Annotated in this window: 18 protein-coding genes; 5 read left to right on the forward strand and 13 right to left on the reverse strand. The window is 59.9% G+C overall.

What is annotated here, in order from left to right:
* The coding region (locus ACB034_RS19155; RefSeq protein WP_371173506.1) for a hypothetical protein at positions 1–226 on the forward strand (226 nt) is incomplete at its 5' end.
* A 109-nt stretch (positions 227–335) separates the two neighbouring features.
* Here ACB034_RS19155 and ACB034_RS19160 read toward each other — a convergent pair.
* The 6 genes from ACB034_RS19160 to ACB034_RS19185 are packed head-to-tail and all read right to left on the reverse strand — an operon-like array spanning position 336 to position 5,163.
* The gene (locus ACB034_RS19160; RefSeq protein ID WP_371173507.1) at positions 336–1,514 is read right to left on the reverse strand and encodes a hypothetical protein; all 1,179 of its coding nucleotides are present in this window, start codon (positions 1,512–1,514) and stop codon (positions 336–338) included.
* Between the two features lie 2 nt (positions 1,515–1,516).
* Positions 1,517–2,179, reverse strand: coding sequence for an energy transducer TonB (locus ACB034_RS19165; protein WP_225633718.1), 663 nt, complete (start codon positions 2,177–2,179; stop codon positions 1,517–1,519).
* Positions 2,176–2,577, reverse strand: coding sequence for a biopolymer transporter ExbD (locus tag ACB034_RS19170; protein ID WP_216993346.1), 402 nt, complete (start codon positions 2,575–2,577; stop codon positions 2,176–2,178). The genes ACB034_RS19165 and ACB034_RS19170 overlap by 4 nt, the downstream gene beginning before the upstream one ends.
* Positions 2,574–3,101 carry a MotA/TolQ/ExbB proton channel family protein gene (locus tag ACB034_RS19175; RefSeq protein WP_371173508.1) on the reverse strand — a complete coding sequence of 176 codons (528 nt, stop codon included), beginning with the start codon at positions 3,099–3,101 and terminating at the stop codon, positions 2,574–2,576. The genes ACB034_RS19170 and ACB034_RS19175 overlap by 4 nt, the downstream gene beginning before the upstream one ends.
* A complete protein-coding gene (locus ACB034_RS19180) occupies positions 3,098–4,405 on the reverse strand; it encodes a MotA/TolQ/ExbB proton channel family protein (RefSeq protein WP_371173509.1) in 1,308 nt (435 codons plus the stop codon). Before ACB034_RS19180 ends, ACB034_RS19175 begins: the two co-directional genes overlap by 4 nt.
* Positions 4,402–5,163 (reverse strand): DUF3450 domain-containing protein, encoded by a 762-nt coding sequence (locus tag ACB034_RS19185; RefSeq protein ID WP_216993348.1) that lies wholly within the window; start codon positions 5,161–5,163, stop codon positions 4,402–4,404. The genes ACB034_RS19180 and ACB034_RS19185 overlap by 4 nt, the downstream gene beginning before the upstream one ends.
* Before the next feature lie 210 nt (positions 5,164–5,373).
* Between ACB034_RS19185 and ACB034_RS19190 the strand changes: the two genes are divergently transcribed.
* Positions 5,374–6,150, forward strand: coding sequence for a LuxR family transcriptional regulator (locus ACB034_RS19190; protein ID WP_201983029.1), 777 nt, complete (start codon positions 5,374–5,376; stop codon positions 6,148–6,150).
* Between the two features lie 69 nt (positions 6,151–6,219).
* On the opposite strand, the gene glmS is transcribed toward ACB034_RS19190, so the two are convergent.
* The gene (gene glmS, locus ACB034_RS19195) at positions 6,220–8,052 is read right to left on the reverse strand and encodes a glutamine--fructose-6-phosphate transaminase (isomerizing) (protein ID WP_042073507.1); all 1,833 of its coding nucleotides are present in this window, start codon (positions 8,050–8,052) and stop codon (positions 6,220–6,222) included.
* A 57-nt stretch (positions 8,053–8,109) separates the two neighbouring features.
* Positions 8,110–8,883, reverse strand: coding sequence for a DeoR/GlpR family DNA-binding transcription regulator (locus ACB034_RS19200; RefSeq protein ID WP_371173510.1), 774 nt, complete (start codon positions 8,881–8,883; stop codon positions 8,110–8,112).
* A 122-nt stretch (positions 8,884–9,005) separates the two neighbouring features.
* Between ACB034_RS19200 and blrA the strand changes: the two genes are divergently transcribed.
* The 3 genes from blrA to creD all read left to right on the forward strand — a co-directional run bounded on the left by blrA (position 9,006) and on the right by creD (position 12,654).
* Positions 9,006–9,680, forward strand: coding sequence for a beta-lactam response regulator transcription factor BlrA (gene blrA / locus ACB034_RS19205; protein WP_042073505.1), 675 nt, complete (start codon positions 9,006–9,008; stop codon positions 9,678–9,680).
* 37 nt (positions 9,681–9,717) lie between these two features.
* Positions 9,718–11,139, forward strand: a complete 1,422-nt coding sequence (blrB, locus tag ACB034_RS19210; RefSeq protein ID WP_371173511.1) for a beta-lactam sensor histidine kinase BlrB — start codon at positions 9,718–9,720, stop codon at positions 11,137–11,139.
* 144 nt (positions 11,140–11,283) lie between these two features.
* Positions 11,284–12,654 (forward strand): cell envelope integrity protein CreD, encoded by a 1,371-nt coding sequence (gene creD, locus ACB034_RS19215; RefSeq protein WP_371173512.1) that lies wholly within the window; start codon positions 11,284–11,286, stop codon positions 12,652–12,654.
* 51 nt (positions 12,655–12,705) lie between these two features.
* Here the strand turns inward: creD and glmU are convergent, their stop codons facing one another.
* From glmU to atpA, 5 genes are all read right to left on the reverse strand, one after another.
* On the reverse strand, positions 12,706–14,067 hold the full coding sequence (glmU, locus tag ACB034_RS19220; protein WP_224210695.1) for a bifunctional UDP-N-acetylglucosamine diphosphorylase/glucosamine-1-phosphate N-acetyltransferase GlmU: 1,362 nt from the start codon (positions 14,065–14,067) through the stop codon (positions 12,706–12,708).
* A gap of 95 nt (positions 14,068–14,162) precedes the next feature.
* Entirely contained in the window at positions 14,163–14,591 is a 429-nt protein-coding gene (locus tag ACB034_RS19225) for a F0F1 ATP synthase subunit epsilon (RefSeq protein WP_026455855.1), read from the reverse strand.
* A gap of 18 nt (positions 14,592–14,609) precedes the next feature.
* Positions 14,610–15,998 (reverse strand): F0F1 ATP synthase subunit beta, encoded by a 1,389-nt coding sequence (gene atpD, locus ACB034_RS19230; protein WP_026455856.1) that lies wholly within the window; start codon positions 15,996–15,998, stop codon positions 14,610–14,612.
* Between the two features lie 33 nt (positions 15,999–16,031).
* Positions 16,032–16,898 (reverse strand): F0F1 ATP synthase subunit gamma, encoded by an 867-nt coding sequence (gene atpG, locus ACB034_RS19235; protein ID WP_026455857.1) that lies wholly within the window; start codon positions 16,896–16,898, stop codon positions 16,032–16,034.
* Between the two features lie 42 nt (positions 16,899–16,940).
* A complete protein-coding gene (gene atpA, locus ACB034_RS19240; RefSeq protein ID WP_026455858.1) occupies positions 16,941–18,482 on the reverse strand; it encodes a F0F1 ATP synthase subunit alpha in 1,542 nt (513 codons plus the stop codon).

Here is an 18,482-nt window from a genome sequence, read left to right on the forward strand (position 1 = left end):
TTCATCAGACATTGAAAATCAAAAATTGTTTTTGATGCTCGATGCTGTGAGTGCCCACACAGATTGCTTGATTCAAATTGTTAAAGAGCGCTACGCTTGTCGCGTTGAGGAGGCGCATATTACGCTTCTCACTTCGAAAGTCAAGCGATTGTTTTCGCTTTTCTTTCGGCGCCGGCTTCTTAGTGAAGCTGGCTCATCAGGTTGGCGTGAACCGCCGTGCTGGTGAGGGCGTATTATAGGGAGCCAAGCCACGATGACAAGGGCTTTTTGCAAAAAAGCGTTCGTTTGCTGAAAAAGCGAACTGAAAGCCCTAAAACCCTCTGTTCACGCTCGATTTATGCAGCTTTTTTGCTCAACTCTTCGCTTTGTGCCTGGATATAGTTGACCCAGCTGGTAGCCCGCTGTTGCCAGTTGCCTTGTTGTTGCAGTTCACGAGCCAGTTCCAGCGCCTGGGCATACTGCTCCTTATTGAGGTGTACCTGCACCAGCAGCGCCTTGGCACGATTGCCCTGCTCCCCCTTTACCGACTTCATCGCCACCAGCTGGGCCATGGCGGCATCCAGCTTGCCCTGTTGCAGCAACAGCTCGGCGGCACGCATGGCAGCTTTGGGCCTGGCGTGCTGTTTGGCCAGCAGCTGCCAGCTATCGACAGCCTTTGGCCACTCACGAGCGCCTTCCCACAGCTGAGCCAGCAGTTGCTGGTTTTCGGCGCTTTGCTTCATCTGCCCCTTCGCCATGGCTGCCTCCAGCAGCCAGGCTCCACGATAAGGCAATCCTTGCCAGGCATAGAGACGGATCAACTGGTTGCGGGCAGCGGCATCATCCATCAGTTTTTTATCGATAGCTGTTTGCAACAAGGCCAGCGCCTGATCGCCGCGCTTGGCGGAGAGGTTGAGAGACACCGCCTGTTGCCACCACTTGCTCTCTTGTGGTTCATGGCGGATCAGCTCTGCGGCCTGATCGGCAGCAACCCCGTAACGCTGCAGCGCGGTGAGAGCAGAGAGACGAATGATGGCTGCCTGCTTCTGCCAACTCTTTCTAAGCAGTTGTTCGCTCTGGCTGGCCGCCTCGCCGTATTGCTTGTTGTGGTAGTAGAGGCCGGCCAGACGCAGGCGAAGAGCATCGTCGGCCTTGATGGCCAGCGCCGCCTTGTAGCTGGCGATGGCACCGGACCAGTTGGATTGCTGGGCCTGGATATCACCGCGCAGTCGCAGCAGCTCGAGCTGTTGCTGCTCCGGCCACTCTTTATAGGTCAGCGCCTGTTCCACATAGCGGCTCGCCTGCGCGGTCTGCTGCAGGTTTGCGGCGAGCGATGCCTGCAGCTGGGCCAGCCAGGCACGTTCTACATCTGTGCCAGGCTTGAGTCCGGCCGCCTTGCCCTGGGCCTGTTGCCACTGGCCGGATTGATAAAGCTTCATCACGGGTTCAAGCTGGCGAGAGAAGTGCGGGCTCACCTCCATCGCCAGACAAGCTTGGCTGACCAGGGCCAGCAGACAGATCCAGATCCGCAACATGGTTATGACTCCAGTTTGAATTTGAGCGTGATGACTTGCACCAGCTTGTCGCTGGCGCCGGGCCTTGGCTGATAGCGCCACTTGTTGATCGCCTGAATGGCCGCCCGTTCGAACTGCCGCTTGGGCTTGGCCTCGACCACTTCCACATCCTGCACCCGTCCCTTAGCATCGACGCTGAAGCGCAAGGTGACGGAGCCTTCGATCCCCGCCTGCTGGGCACGGTAGGGATAAACAGGTTCGACTCGTTGCAGCGGCATCAGCATGTCACCGGCACCGATCCCGGCGCCCTGTTGCTGGCCATGGAAGTTGCCGCTCGCGACCGGTGTGGGGCTGGTCGCCACGCCAGGGGCTGAGACCTGTACCGCACTGAGGCTGGAGACCAGATCCAGGCTGGGTTGCACCGCAGGCAGGGGGGCTGCTGCAGGAAGAGGCAATGGGGTGGATGCCAGGGCAGCAGGGGGCTCCGGCAAGGGTTCTGGTTCCTGGGGAACGGGGCGCTCTCGCACCTGCACCTCGGTCACCTCATTTTGCATGTTGATGACGATGGGCTTTTGTTCGCGCGCCATCTTCTCCCCCTTGGGGGGCTCCACCAGAGTGGCCATAAACAGCAGGATCGCCAGACTGAGGGCAACCCCCAGGCCCAGGCTCATCAGCTTGTATTTCATTTCGGCGCCACCGCTACGGCGATGTTGGCGATGCCCGCCGCCTTGGCCTCATCCATCACCCGCACCACCTTGCCATGGGGCACCCGTTCGTCAGCCTGGATCACCAGGCTGGCATCTGGCTGCTCCGCCAGCAGTCGGGCGACGCTGACCTGCACCCGCTCCACGTCGATCTGCTTACGGTCGAGGAAGATCTGCCCCTGGGCGCCGATCGCCAGCATGATGCTGGAGGATTTCTGCGCCTTGGCCTGGCTGGCCTGGGGTCTGTGCACCTCCAGCCCGGCTTCGCGCACGAAGGAGGTGGTGACAATAAAGAAGATCAGCATGATGAACACGATATCCAGCATGGGGGTCATGTCGATCTGTACTTCATCACGCTGGCGTTTGGATTGCCGTCTCATTGTTTTTTCTCTTCTCGCAGGCCGTCCCGGGTCTTGGCCAGCGCTCGCTTGGCCTGGCTCTCGAGCCGACTGAGTAACAACACGCCGGAGAGGGCCACCACCATGCCGGCCATGGTGGGAATGGTGGCGCGGGAGATCCCGCCCGCCATGCTCTCGGGGTTAAAACGGTTGGCCGCTGCCAACGCATCGAATACGCCTATCATGCCGGTCACTGTGCCGAGCAGACCCAGCATGGGGCAAAGCACCACCAGGGTGCGGATGAAGATCAGATGTCGGTTGAGTGCAAGCTCCGCCTGGGCCAGCCAGCGGCCGCGAATGGCCCTGGCATGCCAGCTATGGCGCTCGCTGCGTGCCTGCCAGCGAGTGAACAGCTGGTGCTGCAGTGGGACAAAACCCAGACTGAGGTAGAGCAGCCGCTCGATCATCAGAATCCACATCAGCACCAGCAGGGCCAGAATGACCCAGAGCACGGGACCACCTCGGCCCATGAAACTCTGCAGCTGCTGCCAGATGTCGAACATCATGCCGCCCGCTCCATCCCTTGCAGGTTGCTCTCGGCACGTTCTGCCAGAATGCCGGCCACCTGCTGCTCCAGCACATTGGATAGTTCGCTGAAACGGGATTGCAGCAAACTGTGGGCCAGGATCAGCGGAATGGCCGCCACCAGCCCCTGCACCGTGGTGACCAGGGCCATGGAGATGCCACCGGCCATGATCTTGGGATCACCGGTACCAAACTGTGTGATGGCCTGGAAGGTACCGATCATCCCAGTCACGGTACCGAGCAGACCCAACATGGGGGCGATGGCCGCAATCACCTTGACCATGCCGATGCCGCGCTCGAGACGGGGTGTCTCCTGCAGGATCGCCTCATCGAGACGCAGCTCCAGCGTTTCCATGCTCAGTTCGGGATGCTGATCCGCCACTGTCAGTACCCGGCCGAGGGCATTGTCGGCGTGGTATTCACCCTGCTTGAGCTGGCGACGCACCAGGGTCAGCTCGCGGGTCAGAGCCCACAACCGTACCGCAGCGATGCCAAGGCCGATGAGGGCCAGCAGCACGATAATGGCGCCAACCTGTCCCCCCTGCAGAACCTTCTGCCAGAAGGTAGGAGTCTGGGCCAGCATTTCGAGCAAGGTGCCGTGGGAAGGATCCAGCGGCAGCGCTTCTCCCTCCTGGCCCTGATAAGACGCCAGCTCGGAGTGTACGCTGCCGGGCAGACCCAGCACCGGGCTCAGTCCCTCTGCGGTCGGTTGCAGGAAGCCCGTATCGCCAAACAGGGCAAAGCTGCCTAGCCGGCTCAGCGACTGCTCGCTGGCATTCCCCTGAGCGTCGAGCACCTTGCCGTTGAACTGGGCTACCCGACCCGATTCACGGATCTCCTGTAGCAAGGTCGCTGGCAGCAAGGCGAGGGCGGCGCGATCCGGCACATCCTTGTCTTGTGCCATGGCTTTCAGCGGAGAGAGGCGATCCGGATATTGTCCCTGCACTGCCGATTCGGAGAGCAGCTTAACCGCCTCACCAGCCCCCTGACGAACAACCGCGAAGATCTCGTTCATGTCACCGGAGGCTTGCTCCCACTGGCCGTTGAGTTCGACCAGCTGTTTTTCATTGCTGGCAAACTGGCTGGCCAGCTGCTTGCTGAGGTTCTGGGCTTCCGCCAGTCTGGCACGGGCGCGATTCAATTCGCCGGAAACTGCCGCCAGATCCTGTTGTGCCTGCTGCTCGCGCGCCTGTTCCTGCTGTTGCCACTCATCATTGGCAATGGCGGTATTGGTCCCGAGGGAGAGGGCGATAATAAGGGGAAACCACTTCATGGCGACTCTCATGATTGGGCCTCCTGACTACGGCTGACAGACAGGGGGACATTCAACAATTGCGGTACCTTCTTGTCGGCCGCGATATCCAGGGCATCGGCAATGGGGGAAAGCCACTGACCATCGAGGGCTTGCCACTGTTTGTTCTCGACAGACCAGCGCCAGGCCTGGCTGCGATCCGCAGTCATGGCCAGCAGGGCCACGCGGCCTACCGCCAGAACATCGACCCGGCGCGAGGCGCCGTCCAGGGCGATTTCGGTGGAGTAACTGTCCATCCGGCTGCCATATTCGGCTTCGATCTGGTAGGCCTGCAGCAGTTGGCGAAACTTCTCGGCCTCGCTCACATCGGCTCTGGCCATGGTGGCTTTCAACTGTTCGACTCGCGCCACACGCTCTTCCTTGCGCAGCGGAATGTCCTCTTGCACCAGTTGTTCCAGATCGGCCTGCATCTGCAGCATCAGGGGGATCAGGCCCTGACGGGTCTCTTGTACCGCATCCAGCTGGCGGGTGAGCTTGTCCAGCTCATTTTGCTGATCGGCCACCAAAGACTGCATGTAGCGGTTGTAGGCTTCCAGATCCCGCAGTTGCAGCTGGGCATTTTGCAGCTCCAGTCGGGCGGCGACGGCCGCATCGGCGGCTTTTTCCACCCGCTGCTGGGAGGCTTTTCCGGCAGCGATGCTGTTTTTCAGGGAGGGCGCAACCAGATCATCGGCACTGGCAGCGAAGTGAACTGTTAATGGCAACAGGGCCAAACCCCAATACTTGTGCATGATATAATTCTTAACAATGATAACTATTCTCATTGTCTCAGAGAGTGGGGACAGTATCAATCAGAGGATTTCCTTGGCCTTCGACGGCAAAAAACAGGATAATTTTTAAACACGCACGGAATAATGGCATTGGATGCCATCTCAAAAATTATAAATAACTAGAAAAATCTTTTCGGTCAGACGGATAGCTGGTCGAGAGAGGAGAAAGTCATGCTCAACGATGCGATCTGGGAACATATAGACCAGTTCACCAAGGCCACCAAAACCAGCGACATCCAGCAACTGCTGGAGCGTTTTAGTCATCAGATGGGCTTTGATTACTTCCGGCTGCTGATTATTTTCCCCATCAGCATGCAAAAATCCCACGTGGCACTTTTCAACAACTGCCCGACCAGCTGGTTCGATGCCTACAGCGAGAATCAGTATCTGACCCAGGATCCGGTCGTCTATCTGGGGTTGAAGCAGACCCAGCCGATCTTCTGGAACAAGCTAGATTGCGACTCTCCCTGGTTACCCAGTGCCAGCCGAGATGTGATGAACCTGGCGGCGGACTTCGGGGTGCGCAACGGTGTCTCCTTCCCGCTGCACACCCCGCAGGGGGAACATGGCATCCTCTCATTCATCACCAAGGACAAATCCAATTCCGACCTGATGTTTGAAAACGTTCCCCTGCTCTCTTTCTGTGCCAGTTACATCTTCAATTCGGCACTGCTGTTGATCAAAAGCCGGCCGGACCTGATGAGATACCTGACCGAACTCTCCGATCGGGAGAAGGAGTGCCTGTTCTGGGCCAGCGAGGGCAAGACCTCCTGGGAGATCGCCACCATCCTTGGTATCAGCGAGCGGACGGTCAACTTCCACCTCACCCAGGTCACCAACAAGACCGACTCGAAGAACCGCAGTCAGGCCATCGCCAAGGGGATCACCAGCGGCATCATAGTGCCCTCACTGGATGAGGTGACCATCACCAACCTGCGGCTGTCATGACGCCAACCTGGCAACACAGCCAATAAAAAAGAGCCGCATTGCGGCTCTTTTTTCATTTGTGGCAATGGCTTATTCCACGGTCACGGACTTGGCCAGGTTACGCGGCTGATCCACGTCGGTGCCCTTGATCAGGGCCACGTAGTAGGAGAGCAGCTGCAGCGGCACGGTATAGACGATGGGCGCGATCACCTCTTCCATATGGTTGAGGTTCATCACCCGCATGGTCTCGTCGCTCTTGAAGCCGGTCTCGGCGTCGGCGAAAACGTAGAGGATACCGCCGCGGGCACGCACCTCTTCCACGTTGGACTTGAGCTTCTCCAGCAGGTCGTTGTTCGGCGCCACCACTATGATGGGCATCTCGGCATCGATCAGGGCCAGCGGGCCATGCTTGAGCTCACCGGCGGCATAGGCCTCGGCGTGGATGTAGGAGATCTCCTTGAGCTTGAGTGCCCCTTCCATGGCGATGGGGTACTGATCGCCACGGCCCAGGAACAGGCTGTGGTGCTTGTCGGCGAACTCTTCGGCCAGGGTCTCGATCTGCTTGGCGAGCGACAGGCTCTCCTTGATGCGCTGGGGCAGCGCCTGCAGGGACTTGACCAGGGCGGCCTCGGCGGCGGCGTCCAGGTTGCCGCGGCAGCGGCCGATGGCGGCCACCAGCATCAGCAGGCCGGCCAGCTGGGTGGTGAAGGCCTTGGTGGAGGCCACGCCGATCTCGGCGCCGGCACGGGTCATGAAGGCCAGATCCGACTCGCGCACCAGGGAGGACCCCGGCACGTTGCAGATGGCCAGCGAGCTCATGTAGCCGGAAGCCTTGGCCAGACGCAGGGCAGCCAGGGTGTCGGCGGTCTCACCGCTCTGGGAGAGGGTGATGAGCAGGCTGTTGGGACGCACCACCGACTTGCGATAGCGGAACTCGGAGGCGATCTCCACGTCACAGGAGACACCGGCGATGGACTCGAACCAGTAGCGGGCCACCATGCCGGAGTGGTAGGAGGTGCCGCAGGCGACGATCTGGATGTGATCGACCTTGTCGAAGATGGCGCGCGCGCCGTTGCCGAAGGACTCGACCACCACGTGATCGATGCCCAGGCGCCCGTCCAGGGTCTGGTTGATGGCGGCCGGCTGCTCGTGGATCTCCTTGAGCATGTAGTGACGGTACTCGCCCTTGTCACCGGCATCGTGGGAGATGTCGGACTCTTTCTCCTCGCGTACTACCGGCTTGCCGTCGATATCGAACACCTGCACGTCGCGGCGGGTCACCTCGGCAACATCACCCTCTTCCAGGAAGATGAAGCGGCGAGTTACCGGCAGCAGGGCCAGCTGGTCGGAGGCGATGAAGTTCTCGCCGATGCCGCGGCCGATCACCAGAGGGGAGCCGGAGCGGGCCACCACCAGACGGCTGTCGTCACGGGTATCCATCACCACGGTACCGTAGGCGCCACGCAGCTGCTTGACCGCCTTTTGCATGGCGGTGATCAGGTTCGGCGCCTCTTTCAGCTCGTGGTGCACCAGGTGGGCGATCACCTCGGTGTCAGTGTCGGAGGTGAATACGTAGCCTAGCTCCTTCAGGCGATCGCGTAGGGGCTCGTGGTTCTCGATGATGCCGTTGTGCACCACCACAATATGCTCGGAGACGTGAGGGTGGGCATTGCGCTCGGAGGGCTCGCCGTGAGTGGCCCAGCGGGTGTGGGCGATACCGGTGCCGCCGTGCACGGACTGCTCTTCCAGGGCCTTGGCCAGCTCGGCCACCTTGCCGAGGCGGCGCACCCGCTGCAGGGGGTGCTGGGCGCTGAACACGGCCACACCGGCCGAGTCGTAGCCGCGGTACTCGAGACGGCGCAGCCCCTCGACCAGGATTTCAGCCACATCACGCTGGGCAACAGCCCCGACGATGCCACACATAGACTTCTCCTTGAGACGTAAAAACGAAAGTTCGTTTGGATAATTCAGACTTCAATATCAGCCTGCAACAGGGGCACAGATCAGTGTCACCCCTTTGGCTTGAATCAGTTCACGGGCCTCGGCAGCCAGCCCGTCATCGGTGACCAGGGTCTGGATGCTTGACCAGGGCAGCTCGAGATTGGGGATCTTGCGGCCAATCTTCTCGGACTCGACCATGACGATCACCTCCCGCGATACCTCGGCCATCACTCGCGACAGCCCCACCAGCTCGTTGAAGGTGGTAGTGCCGCGTTCCGGGTCTATGCCATCGGCGCCGATAAACAGCTGGTCGAAGTCGTAGGATCGCAGCACCTGCTCCGCCACCTGCCCCTGGAAGGACTCGGAATGAGGGTCCCAAGTGCCTCCAGTCATTAACAGGGTAGGCTCATTTTCCAGCTCGCGCAGGGCGCCGGCCACATTGAGAGAGTTGGTCATCACGATGAGGCCGCGCTTGTTGCCGAGCAGCGGGATCATGGCGCTGGTGGTGCTGCCGCTGTCGATGATGACGCGGTTGTGATCGCGGATCCGCTCCGCGGCGGCACGGGCGATTGACATCTTTCGGTTCGAAACTTGATCCGGATTGGACTCCACCACCATCTCGCTCGGCAGGGGCACGGCCCCCCCATAGCGGCGCAGCAACAGGCCGCCGGTTTCCAGCACCGCCAGATCCTTGCGAATGGTCACTTCAGAGGTGGAAAAGTGTTTGGCGAGGGCATCGACACTGACCTCACCCTGTTCGTTAACCAGCGTCACTATGGTGTGACGACGCTGCTGGGTATTACGTTTAGTCATCTTTAAGTTTCGATTCGAAAGAATATCGAAATATTAGTGCCTTTCTGGCAAAAATCAAACAGCAAATAGGATCCAATTTGGTTAGGTGCCAGAATGGGGTGCCGACTTGCGACGAGGATGCCATGCAAAAACGACTCATCTGGCTGGTGGAAGATGAAGCCAGCATTGCCGATACCCTGATCTATGCCCTACAAACCGACGGGTTCGAGGTGGAGTGGTTCATGCTGGGCCAGCAGTTGCTAACCAGGCTGGCACAGGTACAACCCGATTTTCTGATCCTCGATGTGGGACTGCCCGACATCAGCGGGTTCGAGCTGTGCAAGCAGGTACGGGCCCGCAGCGATGTCCCCCTGATGTTTCTGACTGCCCGCAGCGAGGAGATAGACAGGCTGATTGGGCTGGAGATCGGCGCCGATGACTATGTGGCCAAGCCCTTCTCGCCACGGGAGGTATGCGCCCGGGTGCGAGTCATTCTGCGCCGCAGCCAGCCGACGGCCCCCAAGCAGAGTGCAGCCCTGACTCTCGATGAAGAGCGGGCCCGCATCCACTTTCACGGCCAGCCTCTGGTACTTACCCGCTACGAATACCTGCTGCTCAAGACGCTTATGCAGTCACCAGGCAGGGTCTACTCGCGCCAGCAGCTGATGGATCTGGTGTGGCAGGATGCGGAGGAGAGCCTGGATCGCACCGTCGATACCCACATCAAGACCATCCGCGCCAAGCTGCGAGATCAGGACCCGGATGCCAACCTGATCCTGACCCATCGCGGACTGGGCTACAGCCTGGAGCTGGCATGAGAACAAGAGTGCAACGGCGGCAAGACAGGGAGCGGATATGAGACTGGGGCTGCAACTGCTGTGCGGACTGCTGCTGATCTTCGCACTGGCCGCCTGGTTCGTGATGGAGATCTTCGTCGAGGAGATCAAACCTGGCGTACGCAGCGCCACCGAAGATACCCTGGTGGACATGACCCAGCTGCTGGCGCCACTGGCGCTCGACGATTTGCAGGAGGGCAATATGATGACCGGGCGGCTGGCCAACGCCTTCGCCCGACTCAACCAGACTCCTATCAATGCCCTGATCGACGGTTATCTCAAGCAACAGGTCGAGTACCGCATCTATGTGACAGATGCGCACGGCGTAGTGATTTACGACTCCGACGGGACGGATCTGGGCAAAGACTACTCCCGCTGGAACGACGTCTACCTGACCCTGCGTGGCGAATATGGCGCCCGCAGCACCCGCACCGATCCCGATGATCCCGCCAGCTCGACCATGCATGTCGCGGCCCCCCTGCGGGATGGGGATAACATTATCGGCTCCCTCACCGTCGCCAAACCCAACCGCACCCTGATGCCAGCCATCAAACGGGGGGAGCAGGAATTGTTGCGCGCCGGGGGTCAGATGCTGCTTGTCTCCTTGCTGATCGGCAGCCTGCTGGTGTGGTGGCTCAACCGCTCCATCGGCAAACTGGTGCACTACGCCGATTCTGTCAGCAAGGGTGAAGTGGCGCCCTTGCCACGGCTGCATACGGTCGAACTGGATCGCCTCGGTCATTCCCTGGAAACCATGCGCCACCAGCTTGATGGCAAACGCTATATCGAACGTTACGTACATGCCCTGACCCACGAGCTGAAGAGCCCGCTGGCCGCCATTCGCGGGGCTGGGGAGATCCTGGCCGAAACGCCGCCTCCCGAGGTGGCCAGCCGTTTCATCGGCAACATCAACCAGGAGACGGCTCGTATGCAGCAGTTGATCGAACGCATGCTGCAACTGGCCAGACTGGAGTCGGGGCAGGGGCTGGATCGCCAGCCGGTGGAGCCGGCAAGCCTCGGCAAACGCGCCCTCGACGCCCGCCAGATCATCGCCCAGCGCCGCCAAGTCAGGCTGGTGGGCGAACTGGCCAACGCCCCCAGGCAGAAGTGGGATCCCCTGCTGGTGGAGCAGGCGATTGGTAACCTCTTGGACAATGCCATCGACTTTTCCCCCGCCGAGGGGGTGGTGACCCTGAGCGGTACCCGCCTGGATGGAGGCTATTGCTTTCGGGTTTGCGACCAGGGGCCGGGCATTCCTGACTATGCCCTGCCCAGGATCTTCGAGCGTTTCTACTCCCTGCCTCGTCCCGACAGGGGCAAGAGCAGCGGCCTTGGCCTCAGCTTCGCCCATGAGGTGGCCCACCAGCATGGTGGCCGCCTGACACTGGTCAATCGTCAGCAGGGAGGCGCCAGCGCCGAGCTCTGGTTGCCACTCGCCTGACCGCGCTCCCGCCGCTTTGCATTTCGCATGCAAAGCGGCGCCCGATACCGGTTTTTTTGTCTTCCTTCACAGTAGCTTCACACAGCCCCATCTCCCCTTCACCCGTGCACGGCACACTCGCCCCATTCAACAAGGAGAGGTGTCATGGTCAAACAGATATTCAGCCACAAGATCGTCCTGCTGCTGTTGCTCAGCCTGCTGCTGATGGTACCGGTGCACTCCATCATGGAGCTGAACCGGGAGCGCCAGGCCTACCGCAGTCAGGCCATTCACAGCATCATGGCCAGCAGCAGCGGCCCGCAACGCCTGCTCGGCCCCGTCCTGGTGCAGCCTTATACCCGCACCGTCACGGTGGAGCAGGATGGCAAGCGCTTCAAACGTACCGAACAGCTTTACCGTTATCGGTTGCCCGAACAGCTGAACGTGCAAGCCGGCATGGCGGTCACCCCGCGCAAGCTCGGCATCTATCAGGCCCAGGTCTATCAAACCCGGCTCTCCCTCTCCGGACGTCTGCCAACCGGGAAGGAAGACAAACCACAGGATCTCGATGACACGGATCCCACCCTGGTGGCTGGCAACCCTTATCTGAGCCTGGTGCTATCCGATGCCCGCGGCATCAGCAGTGTGCCTGCGCTGCAACTGGGCAAACAGCGGATCCCGTTTGCCCCCGGCGCCAGGCTCGGGGACAAGCTGGCCGGCATCCATGCACCGCTGCCAGCCTTGGCTGATGACGAGGGTATCTTTCATATCGAACTGGATTTGCAGGGGATGAATGCGCTGGAAGTGGTGCCCCTCGGCCAGGACAGCAAGCTGAATCTGAACGGCAACTGGCCCCATCCCAACTTCATCGGCGACTTTCTGCCGGCCAGTCGCACCCTCACCGAAAAGGGGTTCGACGCCAGTTGGCAGAGCAGCTGGTTTGCCACCGATATGGAGAGCCGTTTCAACCGGATGATGAAGGGGGAAGGGGATCCGCTGCCCGCCTTCAGCGTCAGCCTGGTACAACCGGTGGATCACTATCAGCTGAACGAACGGGCGGCCAAATATGCCCTGCTGTTTATCGGTCTCACCTTCATCAGCTTCTTCATGTTCGAGCTGCTCAAGGGATTGCGGGTACACCCGATCCAGTACGCCCTGGTGGGCATGGGGTTGGTCATCTTCTATCTGGTACTGCTGGCGCTGACCGAACATCTGGGTTTTGCCCTGGCCTATCTGATCGCCGGCCTCGCCAGCGTAGCCCTCAATGGCTTTTACCTCAGCCATGTGCTGGGTGGGCCCAGACAGGGGATCGGCTTCGCGGCCCTGCTGGGGCTGGTCTACGCCATCCTGTTCGGGCTGCTGCAGGCCGAAGAGATAGCCCTGCTGCTCGGCGCCCTGTTGTTGTTCGCCATCCTGGCGCTGATCATGGTACTGACCCGCAAGCTGGACTGGTATCAGGTGATGGACTATGACTCCCCCACCACCGTCTGGGCAGCCCCCCTCCCATCGACGAGTGACACCAGCCATCAGCCATAAGCCAAAAAAACCGGCGCCCAAGGGCGCCGGTTGCATTTTATTGATCGGGCATCACTTCTTCTTGACCGGGCGAGCCCAGTTCTTGATGTGACGCTGGGGTACTCGGGTGATCACCAGCTCGTTCTCCGCCACATCCTTGGTGATGGTGGAGCCGGCCCCCAGGGTGGCCCCCTTGCCGATGCGCACCGGCGCCACCAGCTGGGTGTCGGAACCGACGAAGACATCATCCTCGATAATGGTCTGGAACTTGTTCACCCCGTCGTAGTTGCAGGTGATGGTGCCGGCACCGATATTCACCTTGGCACCGATCTCGGCATCCCCCAGATAGGTCAAATGACCACACTTGGAACCAACACCCAGCCGCGCCTTCTTCATCTCGACGAAGTTGCCGACGTGGGCGTCCTGCTCCAGCACCGCGCCCGGGCGCAGGCGGGCAAACGGACCGACCGAGCATTGATCAGCCACCTGGGCGCCCTCGATGACGGAGTAAGGCTTCACCTCGGTATGATCGCCGATGACGCAATCCTTCAGCACGGCTCCCGCGCCGATGCGCACATGGTTACCCAGCGTCACCTTGCCTTCGATGATGACGTTGACGTCGATCACCACCTCTTCCCCGATCTCCAGCTCACCGCGCAGATCGAAACGGGCGGGGTCGATCAGGGTGGCACCGGCGATCATCAGCTTCTCGGCCTGCATCTGCTGATAGCTGCGCTCTAGCGCCGCCAGCTGAACCCGGTTGTTGGCCCCTTCCACCTCCGCAGCGCGCTCCGGATGAACGGCGGCGATGGGACAACCATCGGCATGAGCCATGGCGATGACATCGGTCAGGTAGAACTCGCCCTGGGCATTCTTGTTGTCCAGACGGGACAGCCAGCCGCGCAGCTGGGCACCGCTCGCCACCAGCACGCCGGTGTTCACTTCACGAATAGCAAGCTGCTCGGCATTGGCATCTTTCTGCTCGACGATACCGACCACCTGGCCGTTGTCGCGCACGATGCGTCCGTAACCGGTAGGGTTGTCCAGCACCACGGTCAGCAGCGCCATGCCACCAGCCGCCTTGGCGGCCAGCAGCCGTTGCAGAGTCTCGGGCTGGATCAGCGGGGTGTCGCCATACAGCACCAGTACGTCATCTTCGTCGTTCCAGAACGGGATGGCCTGGGCCACCGCATGGCCGGTCCCCAGCTGCTGCGCCTGCAGCACCCAGTTCACATCGGCGGCCTGGATCCGCTCCTTCAGCAGCTCGGCACCGTGGCCATAGACCAGGTGCAACTGCTCGGCACCGACCTGACGGGCGGTATCGATCACGTGGGAAACCATGGGTTTGTTGGCCACCGGGTGCAGCACCTTGGGCAGGGAAGAACGCATGCGGGTACCTTTACCCGCCGCCAGGATCACGACGTTGAGAGACATGGCTTCAACCTTGAACTTGTGTGGAAATACCCGGCGGAGTCTATCCAACGGGCAAAAAAAAAGCGACCCGAAGGTCGCTTTTTGCATCACCGTTATCAGCGGTAATTCTTTTTGACGATATCGATGACCCGCAGTTGGGCCATCGCCTTGGCCAGCTCGGTAGCGGCCTGGGCGTAGTCGATATCACCATGGGAGCTGTGGATCCGCTCCTCGGCCGCGCGTTTGGCTTCCTGGGCTTTCGCCTCATCCAAATCGTCGGCGCGAATCGCGGTGTCCGCCAGCACGGTCACGGATTCAGGTTGTACTTCCAGCATGCCGCCGGAGATGTACAGCACCTCTTCAGTTCCGTTCTGCTTCACCAAGCGGACCAGGCCCGGCTTGATGGCAGTCAGCAACGGAGCATGACCGTGGCGGAGACCCAACTCACCTTCGGAGCCTGTTACCTGAGCGGATTGCACGCGACCGGAAAACAATTTTCCTTCGGCGCTCACCACGTCCAGGTGAAAGGAGATCATCTCTGCCATGGGCCCTCCAGTCGAGGCTTACAGTTTCTTGGATTTCTCGACGACTTCGTCGATACCGCCAACCATGTAGAACGCCTGCTCGGGCAGATCGTCATACTCGCCTTTCAGGATGCCCTGGAAACCACGGATGGTCTCTTTCAGCGGCACGTATTTGCCCGGAGAACCGGTAAACACTTCTGCCACGAAGAACGGCTGGGACAGGAAACGCTCGATCTTACGGGCACGGGCTACGGTCAGTTTGTCTTCTTCTGACAGTTCATCCATACCCAGGATGGCGATGATGTCCTTCAGCTCCTTGTAGCGCTGCAGTACGGTCTGAACGCCACGAGCGGTCTCGTAGTGCTCCTTGCCAACCACCAGCGGATCCAGCTGACGGGAGGTGGAGTCCAGCGGGTCAACGGCCGGGTAGATACCCAGAGCCGCGATCTGGCGGGACAGTACGACGGTCGCATCCAGGTGGGCGAAGGTGGTCGCCGGAGACGGGTCGGTCAAGTCATCCGCAGGCACGTAAACGGCCTGTACGGAGGTGATGGAACCAGTCTTGGTGGAGGTGATGCGCTCTTGCAGAACACCCATCTCCTCGGCCAGGGTCGGCTGGTAACCTACTGCGGAGGGCATACGGCCCAGCAGTGCGGATACTTCGGTACCGGCCAGGGTGTAACGGTAGATGTTGTCCACGAAGAACAGCACGTCACGACCTTCGTCACGGAACTTCTCGGCCATGGTCAGGCCGGTCAGCGCCACGCGCAGACGGTTTCCGGGCGGCTCGTTCATCTGACCGTAAACCAGAGATACTTTGTCCAGTACGTTGGACTCCATCATCTCGTGGTAGAAGTCGTTACCCTCACGGGTACGCTCACCCACACCGGCGAACACGGAGTAACCGCTGTGCTCGATCGCGATGTTACGGATCAGCTCCATCATGTTTACGGTTTTGCCTACACCGGCACCACCGAACAGACCGACCTTACCACCCTTGGCGAACGGACATACCAGGTCGATAACCTTGATGCCGGTCTCCAGCAGCTCGGTGCTGTTGGACTGATCTTCGTAGCTGGGGGCCTCACGGTGGATGGACCAGCTCTCTTCTTCACCGATCGGGCCTTTCTCGTCGATTGGCTCGCCCAGTACGTTCATGATCCGACCCAGGGTCGCAGTACCGACCGGAACCTGGATGGATTTACCGCTATTCATTACTTCCAACCCACGACGCAGACCGTCGGAGGAACCCATGGTGATGCAACGAACGACGCCGCCACCGATCTGCTGCTGAACTTCCAGCACCAGACCCTGGCCTTGACCTTCGCTGACGACCTTCAGAGCATCGTACACCTGGGGCACGGCATTCTGCGGGAACTCGATGTCCACCACAGCGCCGATGATTTGGACGATGAAACCGTTACTCATGTCAAATCCTCTAAACCTTTGATAACCCTTGCCTTACACCGCAGCAGCACCGGAAACGATCTCTGTGAGCTCCTGGGTAATACTGGCCTGACGGGCCTTGTTGTATACCAGTTGCAGATCGTTAATCAGGTTGCCGGCGTTGTCAGTCGCGGCTTGCATGGCAACCATTCGGGCTGCCTGTTCACTGGCCAAGTTTTCCACTACGCCCTGGTACACCTGGGATTCGACATAACGAACCAGCAGGGTATCCAGCAGCTTCTTGGGATCCGGCTCATAGAGGTAATCCCAGTGGTGTTTCTTGACCAGCTTGCTGTCTTCAGTTACGGGCAAAGGCAGCAGTTGATCGACCCGTGGTTGCTGCACCATGGTGTTGATGAACTTGTTGTACACCAGATACAGCCTGTCAATCTCACCGTTGTCGTAAGCCTTCAGCATGACCTTGACTGAACCAATCAGGTCATTGACGCTCGGGTTATCGCCCAGTCCTGCGACGTGAGCTTTCACCTTGGCGCCGTGCCGTTCAAAGAAGTTGGAGGCTTTGTTGCCGATCAGGGCCAGGTCAACCTTGGCTCCTTTCGCGCTCCATTGCTTCATATCATTGAGGGCAGCCTTGAACAGGTTGATGTTCAAACCGCCACACAGGCCACGGTCGGTGGAGACGACGATGTAACCCACTCGCTTGACCTCACGTTCGATGAGGTAGGGGTGCTTGTATTCCAGGTTCCCCTGAGCGATATGGCCGATCACCTTGCGCATGGTTTCAGCGTACGGACGGCTGGCAGACATGCGATCCTGCGCACGGCGCATCTTGCTCGCTGCCACCATTTCCATAGCGCTGGTGATCTTCTGAGTGTTTTTCACACTCCCGATCTTGTTACGTATCTCTTTTGCGCCGGCCATCTCTTCTCTCCATCAGGTGGCAGCTTGCGCTGCCACACACGCTTACCAGGTCTGGGTTGCCTTGAAGTTATCCAGCAACGCAGTCAGCTTGCCAACGATCGCGTCGTTGTAGTCGGCCTTGGCATTGATTTCAGCCATCAGCTCGGCATGCTGGGTATTGGCGTAAGAGAGCAGAGCGGCTTCGAAGTCGAGGATCTTGTTCAGTTCGACATCGGAGAGATAGCCTTTTTCCGCAGCGAACAGCACCAGAGACTGGTGAGCCACGCTCATCGGAGAGTACTGCTTCTGCTTCATCAGCTCGGTCACTTTCTGACCGTGGTCCAGCTGCTTGCGAGTCGCGTCATCCAGGTCGGAAGAGAACTGGGCGAATGCGGCCAGTTCGCGGTACTGGGCCAGCGCGGTACGGATACCACCGGACAGCTTCTTGACGATCTTGGTCTGGGCAGCGCCACCCACACGGGACACGGAGATACCCGGGTCAACCGCAGGACGAATACCGGCGTTGAAAGACTGGGAGGTCAGGAAGATCTGGCCATCGGTGATGGAGATCACGTTGGTCGGTACGAACGCGGAAACGTCGCCGGCCTGGGTTTCGATGATCGGCAGGGCGGTCAGAGAACCGGTCTGGCCTTTCACTTCACCCTTGGTGAACTTCTCAACGTACTCTTCGTTGACGCGAGCAGCACGCTCGAGCAGACGGGAGTGCAGATAGAAAACGTCACCCGGGAATGCTTCACGTCCTGGCGGACGGCGCAGCAGCAGGGAGATCTGACGATATGCAACGGCCTGCTTGGACAGGTCATCGTAAATGATCAGGGCATCTTCACCGCGGTCACGGAAGTATTCACCCATGGAGCAACCGGAGTACGGAGCCAGGTATTGCAGGGCAGCCGCTTCGGACGCAGAAGCCACCACCACGATGGTGTTGGCCAGGGCGCCGTGCTCTTCCAGCTTGCGCACCACGTTGGCGATGGTGGAGGCCTTCTGGCCGATCGCAACGTAGACACACTTAATGCCGGAGTCTTTCTGGTTGATGATGGTGTCGATCGCAATGGCAGTTTTACCTACCTGGCGGTCACCGATGATCAGCTCACGCTGGCCACGACCGATGGGGATCATGGCGTCGATCGCTTTCAGACCGGTCTGGACAGGCTGGTCAACAGACTTACGCTCGATAACGCCCGGGGCGATCACTTCTACCGGAGAGAAGCCATCGTGCTCGACCGGACCTTTACCGTCGATAGGCTGACCCAGGGTGTTGACCACCCGGCCCAACAGACCACGACCAACCGGCACTTCCAGGATGCGGCCAGTACCTTGTACTTTCATCCCTTCGGCCAGATCGGCGTAGGGACCCATTACTACGGCACCAACGGAGTCACGCTCCAGGTTCAATGCCAGAGCGAAGCGGTTACCCGGCAGCTCGATCATCTCACCCTGCATGGCATCGGCCAGGCCGTGGATACGAATGATACCGTCGCTCACGGAGACGATAGTACCTTCGTTACGCGCTTCGCTCTTTACATCAAACTGCGCAATGCGCTGCTTGATCAGCTCGGCGATTTCAGTGGAATTCAGTTGCAT

The organism is Aeromonas sp. S18(2024), assembly GCF_041402525.1.
GTDB classification, from domain to species: domain Bacteria; phylum Pseudomonadota; class Gammaproteobacteria; order Enterobacterales; family Aeromonadaceae; genus Aeromonas; species Aeromonas enteropelogenes.